Below are 14,009 nucleotides of genomic sequence, written 5' to 3'. Positions count from 1 at the left end.
AAAGAGAAAACCAATGAATGATTAGTGAGTCTCAATTATTAGAGCAACTAAAATCTGACGCTAGCAGAGATTCTGCATTTAAAGAATTAATTCGCCTATATAAGGAGCGACTATATTGGCACATCCGAAACATAGTAAAGTCGCACGACGATACAGACGATGTATTACAGAATACATTCATAAAAATATTTAGAAACATAAATACATTTAAAGGAGATAGTAAATTATATTCTTGGATGTACAGAATAGCAACTAATGAAGCCATTTCATTCATTAATAAAAGAGCCAAATTATTACAAATTACAAATGAAGAAACGCAACAATTAGCTTTAGATCATTTACAATCGGATGTATATTTTGAAGGCGACGACATTCAACTAAAATTACAACAAGCTATTGCTAAACTACCTCAAAAGCAACAATTGGTTTTTAACATGAGGTATTTTGAAGATATAAAATATAAAGACATGTCCGAAATTTTAGAAACAAGTGAAGGCGCACTAAAAGCCTCTTATCACTTAGCTGTAAAAAAAATTGAAGACTATTTAACTAAAAATTAAACCATTATAACAAAATACAGTCTAAAGACTAAGATGAAACTAAAAGACTTACATAACGACAACAATTCAGGATTTAAAATCCCTAAAGATTATTTTAATAATCTCGAGGAGTCCATTTTAAATGAGGCAAAATTAGACGCCAAAGTTCCTAGTCATGGTTTTGTAGTTCCTGACCATTATTTCGATAATTTAGAAGATACGATTTATAAAAAAGCAACATCAAAAAACACTTCAAAAGTTAGAACTTTACAGGTTCAACCTTGGGTATATATCGCAAGTATAGCCGCGTGTTTAATGCTTATGTTTACACTTACGTTTTCTAATAATCAAGCTAACACTATAAGTTCTATTAATAACGAATCTCTTGAATCTTATATTTTAGACGAAGATTTAAATACTTCGGAAATGGCAACATTAATAACAGATTCAGATTTATTTGGAAGAGAAATTTTAAACAACGCCATAAGCGACGCAACTATAGATAACTATATTGAAAGTGAAATTGACCTTGAAGATCTTTTAGATAATTAAAATTTAATATATGAAAATACGATATATCATTTTACTATTCACCTTGTTTACTGTAAATGTATTTGCGCAAACTAAGGATGAAAAAATAGAAACTTTAAAAATTGCTTATATAACAGAAAAGTTAAACTTGTCTAAAACCGAAGCTCAGAATTTTTGGCAAATTTATAATACGTTTGAAGAGAAAAACGATGCCATTCGAGACGAGATGAGAGCGCGTAGAAAAAACACCGACTTAGATGCATTATCTGAAGCTGAAGCAAAAAAACTGTTAAGCGACATGATGAAGTCTAATGACGACAGACATCAATTATTTAATAAATATATGGCAGATTTAAAATCCGTTTTACCTGCTAAAAAAATAATCATTCTCAAGAAAACAGAAGAAGAATTCAGGCGAAAAATGCTTGAAGAATACAAAAAGAGACATCAAAACGATAAAAAATAACGTACAAAAAAGAGCCCATGGGCTCTTTTTTTATGCCCAAAATTAACGCACTCATCTTAAAAAACAAACACTACACAACTCATATAGAGCTCATTGAGAATTAAAACATACAAAACACCAGATTCAAATTAAAGGACCATTTTTAGGAGCATTTAAATAATTCTTTATTATAAATTATTTTGCTACATTTACAAGCAATAATTACTACTATATAAATCAATCGTTTCTTATACGTAATTTTAACTGTTTATGATTGCTTCAAATATTCGTCATTTAAGAACTCTAAAAAAGCTTTCGCAAGAATCTCTTGCTAACGCTCTTGGAATAACCCGCTCTAGAATTGGCTCTTACGAAGAAGGCCGATCAGAACCCGCTATAGATATGCTAATTCAGTTTTCAGAATACTTTAAACTTCCTTTAGACGTGTTATTGCGTACAGATTTAACAAAAACACAAGATGGCTCGTTCTTAAAAGTTGGAGAAAACCGTATTCTTTTTCCGATGGTAGTCGATTTAGAAGACGACGATTTAATAGAAGTCGTTCCTATAAAAGCTTCGGCTGGTTATTTAGACGGTTACGACGACCCAGAATACATAGATCAGTTACAAAAAATAAAGTTACCATTTTTACCCACCGGAAAACACCGAGCATTTCCTATTAAAGGAGATTCTATGTTGCCTTTAAAAGCTGGTTCGTTTGTTGTGGGTAAGTTTATTGAAGACGTTAGAGATATACAAAACGGACGTACTTATGTTATTTTAACTAGCTCTCAAGGCATGGTGTATAAACGGGTATATAATCAGATTGAAGAAAACCAAGGGCTCCTTCTAGTCTCAGATAATAAAACCTACGATCCGTATTTTATTTCTATCCATGATGTTCTAGAACTCTGGGAATTTACGTGTTGCATTAACACACAAGAATACGACGAGCATGAACTACAAATAAGTAGTATTATCAGAATGTTTACAGAGCTTGGCATTGAGCTAAAAGCTTTAGAAAAAATGATGCGATAATGATGTATACCATAATAGATATTGAAACCACAGGTAGTAGTAATAAGATTACAGAAATTGCCATTTTAAAACATGATGGAACTCAAATTATTGAAGATTTTACTTCGTTGGTAAATCCTGAAGCTCATATTCCGCCATATATTACAACGCTTACGGGGATTGACAACAGAATGGTTGCCAATGCGCCTACATTTTCAGAAATCGCTCAAGACATACTCGACATTACCGAAGATACCATATTTGTAGCTCACAATGTAAATTTTGATTATAACATTATTCGTAATTCGTTTAAGGAGCTAAATATTGATTTTAAACGTAAGAAATTATGTACTATTCGTCTATCGAGAAAACTAATCCCGGGACATCAATCTTATAGTTTAGGAAAGCTATGTACAGCCCTTAATATTGATGTTTTCGACAGACACCGTGCTAAAGGCGATGCAGAGGCTACCGTTATTTTGTTTGAACTGTTATTAGCTCAAGAACAAGCGGAAACCGTTTTTAAAAATTTCTTAAAACCATCGTCCAAAGAAGCAACTCTACCGCCACACCTACCTAATTCTGTTTTCAATGCCATTCCAAATAAAACGGGAATTTATTATTTTAAAAACAAAAAAGGGACCATTATCTATGTCGGAAAAGCAAAAGATTTAAAGAAACGTGTGCTTAGTCATTTCTATAATAAATCGGACAAAGAAATGAATTTATGCCGAGAAACAGCAGATATTACCTTCGACCTTTCAGGAAGTGAATTAATAGCTTTTCTTATGGAAGATGCGGCGATTAAAACGCATTATCCCGAATTTAATCAGGCGGCTAAACGAAACCCTAAAGCGTTTGCAATATTTAGTTACGAAGATCGAGATGGCATAAAACACTTGGCATATAATACATTAAAATCGGCTCCTAACCCACTGCAAATTTATTATTCAATCACAGACTGCAGACAACAATTGGAACACTATTGCAAAGCCTTTAATTTATGTCCGAAATACTGTCATTTACAAGAAAGCAACTCCGAATGTTCCCACTACCTCATCAACAATTGTAAAGGGATCTGTAGGCAACAAGAGGTGGTAGAAGACTATAATTTACGGGTGACCGAAGCTATAGAATCGATTAAGAATAGCCGACAAGAAATTGTGTTAAAACAAACAGGTAGACATCAAGAGGAATCGGCATTTATCTTAATTAAAGACGGCTTTTATAAAGGTTATGGATTTATAGATCATACAGAACAAATAATGACTACGGAAGATCTTGAACCTTTTTTAATTGCGCAACACGATACCATGCATACCCAGAAAATTCTACAAAGCGCAATTTTAAATACCAAAATAGTTGTAAATACAGATTCTATTGCCGTGTAAGTTATGACTGTTTAATTAAACCAGTCCCAAGTAATTTTTAAACCTTCGGCTACGGTAAATTGGGGTTTATAACCGAGTAAACGTTCTGCCTTAGAAATATCGGCTAGAGAATCGCGTACATCACCCTGCCTTGACGGGCCATAAACAGGTTCTAAATTAGAATCTGCCGCTGTTTTAATATCGTGCCACAACTGGTTAATACTAATGCGCTCGCCACAGGCCACATTAAATACTTCGTTAGCGGCGTCTTTAGAAGCAAAGAAGCCACGAACATTGGCTTGAATTACATTATCGATAAAAGTAAAATCTCGTGTTTGCTCACCATCACCATTAATATGTGCTGGAACATTATCCTTTACGGCCTGCATAAACAATGGGATAACAGCTGCATAATCGCCATTCGCACTTTGTTTAGGGCCAAACACATTAAAATATCTAAACCCGATAACATCAGTTCCGTAGGTCTTTCCAAACACATCTACGTACAATTCGTTTACATATTTTGTAACGGCATACGGAGATAAAGGATTTCCAATAATCTCTTCTACTTTAGGTAAATTTGCGCTATCGCCATAAGTAGAACTCGATGCGGCATATACCATACGTTTTACTGTATCGCTATCTTTTACAGCCACTAACATATTTAAAAACCCATTTATATTGGCATTATTTGTAGCTATGGGGTCTTCTATAGAACGTGGTACAGAACCTAAAGCGGCTTGATGGCTCACAAAGTCCATATCTCTCACAGCCAATTTGCAGGTCTCTAAATCTGTAATATCGCCTTCAACAAGTTCGAAAGCAGGATTTGAAATAAATGCTTCTATATTTTCATGATATCCATTAGAAAAATTATCCAGTACACGCACTTTCTTAATGCCGTATTTAAGTAGATATTCTACTAAATTCGAACCAATAAAACCTGCGCCTCCAGTAATCAAAACACTAATTTTTGATAAGTCTTCTGAATGGTATTTTGTATTGTACATAATTTTAAATTTGAGCCTATAATCTACCGTCTACAGATGCTTTTGGCAACAACGACTTCACATCGAATAGCACACCTGTTTCAGCTTTTAAGGCTGTGATATCTAATTCTAAAAACTCATTATGAGATACGGCTAAAATAACAGCATCATAATTATTTTTTAGAACAGAAGCATCTGATAATAAATCGAAATTATATTCGTATTTCACTTCTTCAGCCGAAGCCCAAGGATCGAATACATCAATATTAACATCGTATGTTTTAAGTTCATTAATAATATCTATAACGCGAGAATTTCTTATATCTGGACAATTCTCTTTAAACGTTATTCCTAAAACCAAGACATTAGAGCCTTTAATTTTAGCCCCTTTTTTAATCATTAATTTAATGGTTTCAGTCGCCACATACGCTCCCATGCTATCGTTCATTTTTCGACCAGCCAATATGATTTCGGGATTATATCCCGATTCAATGGCTTTTTGCGCCAAATAAAAAGGATCGACTCCAATACAATGACCTCCAACTAAACCTGGCGAAAAATTAATAAAATTCCATTTTGTTCCTGCCGCTTCTAAAACGGCTTTCGTATCGATATCTAATAATCTAAAAATTTTAGACAACTCGTTAACAAAGGCAATGTTTATATCTCGCTGAGAGTTTTCGATAACTTTTGCCGCCTCAGCCACTTTTATGGACGGCGCCATATGCGTACCCGCAGTAATAATTGTTTTATATAAATTATCTACACGTATTGCAATTTCGGGAGTAGAACCCGATGTTACTTTTAAAATTTTAGTAACTGTATGTTTTTTATCTCCTGGATTTATACGTTCAGGAGAATAGCCTGCAAAGAAATTTGTATTGAATTTTAATCCTGATATTTTTTCTAGAATTGGCACACAAATATCCTCTGTGACACCTGGATAAACGGTAGACTCGTAAATAACAATATCGCCTTCCTTTAAAACACGACCTACTGTTTCACTAGCTTTAACTAAAGGAGTAAACACCGGTTTGTTTAAGGTATCGGTAGGTGTAGGAACAGTGACTATAAAAATATTAGATGTAGACAGATCTTCAGGATTGTTAGAAACCAACAAACCAGACTCGGCATCTGGATTTGTAGTTAAAACAGCTTGTAGTTCGGGTGTTTCAACTTCTAAAGTTCGGTCTCTTCCAGATTGTAATTCGGAAACTCGATTTTGATTAATATCGAAGCCCACAACAAAATACTTCTTAGCAAATTCTACTGCTAAAGGTAATCCGACGTACCCTAAACCAATAATGGTAATCTTATCTTTTTTCTGCATAGTTACATTTAGTTCCCTACTTCTTTTTTATCACACTTCGCCTCACCATAAAGCGACCATATTATTTCAATAAATAAAACAGATTTTAATTGATCGATTAAATTTGTTGAATAAAGCGTTTAACACGTCCCACAATACCTTTTTTCTTATCACTTTCATGGTAGGCGTTTCCGTAAACCCCATAGCCATAACCATAACCGTACCCATAACCATAGCCATAACCGTAATTATGGTTCGTTTTATGCTTATAAAAGTTAAGAACGAAGCTTATGTTTTTAACTTCTCCCATGCGATATTTCGCATTTATTAAAGATAACATACCTTTTTTGGTGTAATCCAAACGCACCATAAACATCGTTGCATCTGCAAACTGAGTTAATTGTAAGGCATCGGTAACTAAACCTAGTGGTGGTGTATCTAAAATAATCATATCATACTCCTGACGAAGTTGCGCAATTAAATCGGTTAACACATCACTCATAAGCAATTCGGATGGATTTGGTGGTACAGGACCTGATGGAATCACATCCAAATTAGCCACATTAGTATGACTTGTTACTTCCTCCAAAGTATGTTCTCCAATAAGGTAATTTACTATTCCTAAATCGTTAGTGATTTCAAAATCATCAAATATTTTTGGCTTACGTAAATCTAATCCAAGTAATATGGTTTTCTTTCCAGACAAGGCATAAACCGTTGCCATGTTTATAGATGTAAACGTTTTTCCTTCTCCACTTACAGAAGACGTCACCATAATGGTTTTACCTAATTTTTCGTCGCCCTCTTGCTTTTTAAAGATAAACTGCAAACTTGATCTAATAGATCTAAACGATTCTGCTACGGCCGATTTTGGTTTCTCAAAAACAACAAGATTGTTATGGTATTTATACTTCCCGATTAATCCTAATATTGGAATCCGCGATAAGCGCTCCACCTCATCCGAACCATGAATTGTATTATCTAATAAGTAAATAATAAAAATCATAAGCATAGGTAAAAAGAAACCAACCATTAACGCCATCATATAATTTAGCGATTTGTTTGGACCTATAAGGCCTCCACCAATATCTTTAGCTTCATCTATAGATGTTATATCCGAAATGTTTGCAGCCTTAACAATGGCCGCCTCTCCACGTTTAGCCAAATACACATTATAAGATTCTTGACTAATATCTAATTTACGCTGTATTTTCAAATACTGTTGCTGATCTTCAGGTAAATTGCTCAACTTAGATTCTAAACTAGCCACCTGTCGTTGTATACTTTTTAACTGCAGTCTAATAGTGCTTTTGGTAGCATCTATTGTTTCAAGCAATACACGTTTTTCTGCATTTATCCGACGATCAAGATCTTTAAACAAATCAGAACTTTCTTTCATGGTATACTCTAAACTCTGACGTTCAATCGCCAAGGCTGTTATTTTACTAACACTTTGCTGAATATTGGGTTCTTCAATCCCTACCGAAGAAGGCGCTGCAATATTTATATAGTCGGTTTTTGTTCGTAAATAATCATCTAATGCATTTAAATAATTCAGCTTAGTTTGATCAATTTCCTTAGCCATTTCATATTCTCGCAAACGGGCCGATACTTCAGTCATTTCTGCATCAACATCAAAAACCTTATTTTGTTTTCTAAACGTATTCATCTCGTCGGAAACATCTTTAAGGCTATTATTTACACTCGCTAAACTGCTGTCAATAAATTTAATTGTATTTGTAGCGTATAGGTTTTTACGCTCTAATTCTGTCCTACTTAAAATAGCTGAAGTCGCATTTAAATAAGCAACAATTTTCGCTTTATTATGACCAGATAATGAAAGTCTAAGTACAGATGGAGATTCTTTAGAAAACGGAGACGTATCTACCGCATTCTTATAGGTATTTACAACTTGGTCGAAGTTTGAGAATTTTATAAAAAACTCCGAATTCTCGGAAATGGCCTGTTCTGGCCTAGTGAATAGAGTAAAATGCGCAAAAGGTAAAACTACAGGTTTCCCAATGGTAAAGGTTTTATTAAACGATCCGACAGGTAGACTTACACGATCGGTATGTTTATCGCCGTAAAACTGAACAGTCCCTGCGTCGTTTTCAAATTCGGTAAAAATTTCAAATTGCGTATCATTTATAAATCTGATACCTAAAGTATGATTTAAAAGCTGTCCTTGCCCTTTGTCTATTTCAATGTAAAAAGGAGAATTTCCATAAATATCAAGTTTTCTATACTTCCCTTCCTTTAAATAATCTATATAAAATTGAAGCGAATCTACAACCATCTCGTTATGCGTTCTAGTCTGCAAGGAGGTAATTACTTTACCGACTTTCCCCGAAACACCACCCCAGTTGAAGGAAATACTGGTATTGGCTGTAAAAAATGGATTCTGATCATTTTCTACAGTAATTAAAGAATCTAGCTTATATATATTTTGCTTTCTAACATTTATTAAATAAGCTATTACTAAAGCCGTACCAATGCATAATAAAACTAATTTCCAGAGATTAAGAACTTTAAATAAATAGCCTCTAAAATCGAAGGTCATCCCTCCAGATTCCATATGGTCCTGATCGTCATACTCGTACTGTGTCATCTGTTATAATCGATCTATTAATAATATTGTTGTAGTTAATATGGCCATTACAGAAGCTATAGAAGCCAATGTTTGCATACCCGTTTCTCCTGTTCCCCAAGATTTCTGCTTGAGAGGTTTAACGTAAATAATATCATTAGGTTGTATGTAATAATAAGGCGAGTTCATTACATTATCTTGAGTAATGTCTAAATGATGTATTTTCTGGCCCTGCGGATATTGTCTAATAATCATGATATCTTTTCTATCTCCTGTAATTGGAATTTCTCCGGCGTTTGCAATCGCTTCAAAAATATTTACACGATCTTGAAATAACGTATTAGTACCAGGGCTTCCAACTTCTCCACTAACGGTATATCGTAAACCAGTAAGTTTTACCGTTACAAAAATATTAGCGGTCTCTTTAAACTGCTCTTCCAGTAATTTTTTTTCTAAAATAATTTCAATTTCTTCGGTAGTATATCCTAAAACATTAACTCTACCCAAAGCAGGAACCCGGATTTCCCCGTGTAAATCTACTGTAAAGCCATCGAAATAAGCGCGCTCATCGCTGTTTGCGCTTAATAAATCTTCTCCCATCGGATTAAACAACTGAACAGCATCTTGATCGAGTGCTTTTACTCTAATATTTAAAATATCGTAAATCTGCACACGATAGGGTGACTGCGATGCAACTACTTTTGAAATGGAGTCTGCAACAGTTTCTTGCGGTTGTAAGTATACCATTTCTTTATGAGGAACACATCCTGCGAATAAAAGACATAATACAATGCAAAAAAAAAGGAAATTTTTAGTCATGAATGAAGGTAGGTGATTTACCAACAAATATAAGTTTTCGCAAGGAATATCAAAACTAATCGTTTACTTTTTGGATATTTGCACAACAATTATTAAACAAAAGAAGCACTTGAATTATTTAACAGTAGAAAACATAGCCAAATCTTACGGAGAACTTACGTTGTTCGAAAACCTATCCTTTAGCATTCATAAAGACCAGAAGGTTGCATTTGTTGCTAAAAACGGAACAGGAAAAACATCTATTTTGAACATTCTGGCTGGTCTCGATCAGGCCGATACTGGACAAATAATTTTTAGAAAAGATATTACAGTCTCTTTTTTACCTCAGGAACCTGTTTTAGACCCCAACCTAACCATTGAAGCCACTATTTTTGATGGTGATCACGATATTTTAAAAGTGATTAAAAATTATGAGGCCGCATTACACAATACCGAAGATGCAGATGCTTACCAAAAAGCATTCGAGCAAATGGATCGCTATAATGCTTGGGATTTTGAAACCCAATACAAACAGATCTTATCCAAATTAAAATTAGATAACTTCTCTCAAAAAGTAAGTACGCTATCAGGTGGACAAAAAAAGCGTTTAGCATTAGCCAATGCTTTAATTAATAAACCCGATTTATTAATTTTAGATGAGCCTACCAACCACTTGGATCTGGAAATGATTGAATGGTTAGAATTATTTTTTGCTAAAGAAAACATGACCTTATTTATGGTTACTCACGACCGTTTTTTCTTAGAACGTGTATGTAACGAAATTATAGAATTAGATCAAGGCGAACTTTTTAGCTACAAAGGAAACTACTCGTATTACCTAGAAAAAAAGGAAGCTCGAATAGCCCAAGAAGCGGTAGAAGTTGGAAAAGCAAAACAAGTGTTTAAGAAAGAATTAGACTGGATGCGACGTCAGCCAAAGGCACGTACCACAAAGTCTAAATCTAGAATAGACGATTTTCATGATATAAAAGAACGCGCTCACAAACGTCGTAAAGACCATAAAGTAGAGTTAGAACTTAATATGGAGCGCTTAGGAAATAAGATTGTAGAATTACACAATATTAAAAAGGCCTTCGAAGATAAAACCATATTAGACGGATTTACATACAACTTCCAACGCGGGGAACGTATTGGTATTATTGGTAAAAACGGAACAGGAAAATCTACGTTTTTAAATATCCTTACCGAAACCACAAAACCAGATAGTGGAACCATTACCTTAGGAGAAACGGTTAAGTTTGGCTATTACACCCAAGCTGGTATAGAGGCTAAACCAGATCAAAAAGTTATTGATGTTGTTCGTGACTTTGGTGATTATATTCCGTTAAAAAAAGGAAGACAAATTAGCGCGCAGCAACTTTTAGAACGCTTTTTATTCGACAGAAAAAAACAATACGATTTTGTAGCAAAGCTAAGTGGTGGTGAACGTAAGCGTTTATATTTATGTACCGTTTTAATTCAGAATCCTAACTTTTTAATCTTAGATGAGCCTACCAACGATCTTGACATTGTAACCTTAAACGTTCTTGAAGATTTTCTTTTAGATTTCCCTGGATGTTTACTTGTTGTAACACACGACCGTTATTTTATGGATAAAATTGTAGATCACCTATTTGTATTTAGAGGCCAAGGCGTTATTGAAGATTTCCCAGGAAACTACAGCGATTTTAGATCTTACGAAGATAGCCCAGAGGTTTCTCCTGCAGAGGACAAGAAAGAAAAGAAAAATTGGAAACAAGAATCTGGACCAAAACTGTCTTATAACGAGCAAAAGGAATACAACAACATAGAAAGCAAATTAAAATCTATGGCGTTCGATAAAACAGAATTGGAAGCTAAATTTCTAGATCCGGATCTATCTCCAGAGAAAATTAATGAGCTATCGGAAAAATTAGAGAAGCTCATAAAAGAAATGGACGAGAAAGAAGAACGTTGGTTTGAACTCGCTGCGAAACTAGAAGAATAAATAATTCCGATTTTACAGCTAGTGCTTTACCAAATTATACAGTATTTAAAGTTTTTAAAACGCTCCACTAATCAGCATGGAGTGCACTCCCCTTTTGTCTATAATTTAGTCACAAAATGTTTCTACGACAAGAAAGGATATCAAGATTACGCTTTATTATCTAGTTATAAAAAAACGCTTTTACATACTAAGAGCACCCTACAAATAACCGATTTAGGCACAGGTTCTGTATACACCAAAAGTAATACTAGACCTATAAATACTATTGCAAAAAATGCTGGTGCCTCCCTAAAACATACCAAGTTATTATACCGATTGACCAGATATTTTCAATTTAATAATAGCTTGGAATTGGGGACCTCTCTAGGCGTATCAACTCACGCCATAGCTTTAGGAAATAAAAAAGGTAAAATTATTTCCATAGAAGGCTGTCCTAATATTGCCCAATTTACAAGTCAAAATTTAAAGAAAAACCACGTTACGAATGCCGAAGTTTTAATTGGAGATTTTAGTGAAATCATTCCCAAATTAAACAACAACACCCTCGATTTTGTATTGTTCGATGGTAATCATAACAAAACAGCGACGTTAGCATACTTCGAATTGTTATTACCAAAAACACATAATGATACTGTTTTTATATTCGACGACATTTATTGGTCACAAGGCATGACAGAAGCTTGGGAAATCATTAAAAATCATGCTAAAGTTAAAGTGACCATAGACACATTTCAGTATGGATTTGTGTTTTTTAGGCAAGAACAAGTCAAAGAGCATTTTACTATTAGATTATAGCATCTCTTTTTATAACTTTGCACAATATTGCATAAAGCAAAATTCAATTTTCATCCAATAACTTACTCCTAACATTCAATTTTATGTCTATTTTTTTCGACAATCCGTTTAAAGGTAAAATCATAAAAGATCACACCACAAACCCAAATATCATTGCGGGAAAATATTCGCATTATTCTGGGTATTACAATCAGAATTCTTTCGATGAATGTGCCCGGTTTTTATCACAAGATGAAATTGGCGTAGATAAACTTATAATTGGTTCATTTTGTTCAATTGGTAGCGGTGTTAATTTTATAATGGCAGGCAACCAAGGCCACAGACACGATTGGATTTCAAGTTTTCCATTCCATTATATGTCGGATAACGAGCTATTTAAAAAGAGTATAGATGGTTATAGAACAAAAGGAGATACTGTAATTGGAAACGATGTATGGATAGGTAGTGAAGCTATGATTATGCATGGTGTAAAAATTGGAGATGGTGCCGTTATTGGAAGTCGCTCACTGGTTACTAAAAATGTAGAACCGTACTCTATAGTTAAAGGCAATCCCGCTGTAGAAATTCAGAAACGCTTCTCGGACAGCCAGATAAAAAAATTAATGGAAATGAAATGGTGGAATTGGGACGAAAAAATATTAGCAGAGGCAATCCCAATATTGTGTTCACAAAATATTGATTTACTGTATAAATTTTATAAACTAAATATATTACCAACAGTAAAAAAACCTGCCTTAAACTTTAAGCCTAAAATAATTTTTAAATAATATTTTGTAACATTCTCTTTCACCGTGCGTCTTACATCTAAGTATAATTCCTGTACCTTGCAATAACCAAAACCAATTTTAGTTTTATGGATAACGTCATAGAAATCACCAATATTACTCGCGATTTTAAACTCGGACAAGAAACTGTTCACGTGTTAAAAGGCATCGATTTAACCATAAAACGTGGCGATTATATTGCTATAATGGGACCTTCAGGTTCAGGAAAATCAACGTTAATGAATCTTCTTGGTTGCCTAGATACGCCTACTGCCGGAACCTACATTTTAAATGGTAAGGATGCTAGTAAAATGACAGACGACGAGTTAGCCGATATTAGAAATACCGAGATTGGCTTTGTATTCCAGACCTTTAACTTACTACCAAGAACAACGGCTCTAGACAACGTGGCTTTACCAATGGTATATGCGGGCTACTCTAAAGCAGACCGTACAAAACGTGCCGAAGAAGTTTTAACCGAAGTTGGTTTGTCAGACCGAATGGACCATAAACCCAATCAGCTTTCTGGAGGACAAAGACAACGTGTGGCTGTTGGCCGTGCACTTGTAAACAAGCCTTCTATAATTTTAGCCGATGAACCTACAGGGAATTTAGATTCTAAAACCTCTGTAGAAATTATGGGATTATTCGACACCATTCACAGGCAAGGAAATACCGTAATCTTGGTTACACACGAAGAAGATATTGCCGAACATGCGCATAGAATTATTCGTTTACGCGACGGACTTATTGAAAGCGATACTAGAAACGAAAAAATTGTAGTTCCAGCATAACGCGACCCCATAAACAAATCTTAATTCATTTTTAAAGCCTAAAATTTCCATGTAACTTTGAAATATGCCACCTGTTGGCACAAT

13 protein-coding genes are annotated in these 14,009 nt (G+C 34.4%); 9 read left to right on the top strand and 4 right to left on the bottom strand.

Annotated elements, in window-relative coordinates; translation table 11 throughout:
* Positions 1-17: 17 nt before the first annotated feature.
* The 5 genes from AC0UBM_RS13480 (at position 18) to AC0UBM_RS13460 (ending at position 3,923) form a co-directional block, all read left to right on the top strand.
* Positions 18-560, top strand: coding sequence for an RNA polymerase sigma factor (locus tag AC0UBM_RS13480; protein ID WP_414037212.1), 543 nt, complete (start codon positions 18-20; stop codon positions 558-560).
* A 33-nt stretch (positions 561-593) separates the two neighbouring features.
* Complete coding sequence (locus tag AC0UBM_RS13475; RefSeq protein WP_414037213.1) at positions 594-1,091, top strand: hypothetical protein; 498 nt, start codon at positions 594-596, stop codon at positions 1,089-1,091.
* Positions 1,092-1,101: 10 nt separating this feature from the next.
* Positions 1,102-1,536: a sensor of ECF-type sigma factor gene (locus AC0UBM_RS13470; protein WP_475688943.1), complete on the top strand. Its 435-nt coding sequence runs from the start codon at positions 1,102-1,104 to the stop codon at positions 1,534-1,536.
* A 249-nt stretch (positions 1,537-1,785) separates the two neighbouring features.
* Positions 1,786-2,553: an XRE family transcriptional regulator gene (locus AC0UBM_RS13465; RefSeq protein ID WP_475688942.1), complete on the top strand. Its 768-nt coding sequence runs from the start codon at positions 1,786-1,788 to the stop codon at positions 2,551-2,553.
* Complete coding sequence (locus tag AC0UBM_RS13460) at positions 2,553-3,923, top strand: exonuclease domain-containing protein (protein WP_475688941.1); 1,371 nt, start codon at positions 2,553-2,555, stop codon at positions 3,921-3,923. The genes AC0UBM_RS13465 and AC0UBM_RS13460 overlap by 1 nt, the downstream gene beginning before the upstream one ends.
* An 11-nt stretch (positions 3,924-3,934) precedes the next feature.
* Here AC0UBM_RS13460 and AC0UBM_RS13455 read toward each other — a convergent pair whose 3' ends face one another.
* The 4 genes from AC0UBM_RS13455 to AC0UBM_RS13440 form a co-directional block, all read right to left on the bottom strand.
* Positions 3,935-4,912 carry an SDR family oxidoreductase gene (locus AC0UBM_RS13455; protein WP_475688940.1) on the bottom strand — a complete coding sequence of 326 codons (978 nt, stop codon included), beginning with the start codon at positions 4,910-4,912 and terminating at the stop codon, positions 3,935-3,937.
* A 16-nt stretch (positions 4,913-4,928) separates the two neighbouring features.
* The gene (locus tag AC0UBM_RS13450) at positions 4,929-6,221 is read right to left on the bottom strand and encodes a nucleotide sugar dehydrogenase (protein ID WP_475688939.1); all 1,293 of its coding nucleotides are present in this window, start codon (positions 6,219-6,221) and stop codon (positions 4,929-4,931) included.
* Positions 6,222-6,318: 97 nt separating this feature from the next.
* Positions 6,319-8,808 carry a polysaccharide biosynthesis tyrosine autokinase gene (locus tag AC0UBM_RS13445; RefSeq protein ID WP_475688938.1) on the bottom strand — a complete coding sequence of 830 codons (2,490 nt, stop codon included), beginning with the start codon at positions 8,806-8,808 and terminating at the stop codon, positions 6,319-6,321.
* Between the two features lie 3 nt (positions 8,809-8,811).
* Positions 8,812-9,534 carry a polysaccharide biosynthesis/export family protein gene (locus tag AC0UBM_RS13440; protein ID WP_414037220.1) on the bottom strand — a complete coding sequence of 241 codons (723 nt, stop codon included), beginning with the start codon at positions 9,532-9,534 and terminating at the stop codon, positions 8,812-8,814.
* Positions 9,535-9,715: 181 nt separating this feature from the next.
* On the opposite strand from AC0UBM_RS13440, the gene AC0UBM_RS13435 reads away from it, so the two are divergent.
* From AC0UBM_RS13435 to AC0UBM_RS13420, 4 genes are all read left to right on the top strand, one after another.
* Entirely contained in the window at positions 9,716-11,572 is a 1,857-nt protein-coding gene (locus tag AC0UBM_RS13435) for an ABC-F family ATP-binding cassette domain-containing protein (protein ID WP_475688937.1), read from the top strand.
* A 21-nt stretch (positions 11,573-11,593) separates the two neighbouring features.
* Positions 11,594-12,367, top strand: coding sequence for an O-methyltransferase (locus AC0UBM_RS13430; RefSeq protein WP_475688936.1), 774 nt, complete (start codon positions 11,594-11,596; stop codon positions 12,365-12,367).
* 83 nt (positions 12,368-12,450) lie between these two features.
* Complete coding sequence (locus AC0UBM_RS13425) at positions 12,451-13,134, top strand: CatB-related O-acetyltransferase (protein WP_475688935.1); 684 nt, start codon at positions 12,451-12,453, stop codon at positions 13,132-13,134.
* Positions 13,135-13,220: 86 nt separating this feature from the next.
* Positions 13,221-13,925, top strand: a complete 705-nt coding sequence (locus tag AC0UBM_RS13420; protein WP_475688934.1) for an ABC transporter ATP-binding protein — start codon at positions 13,221-13,223, stop codon at positions 13,923-13,925.
* Positions 13,926-14,009: the final 84 nt, after the last annotated feature.

It is taken from the genome of Formosa sp. F44, from assembly GCF_056238645.1.
This window is presented reverse-complemented; position numbering and strand designations above follow the sequence as displayed.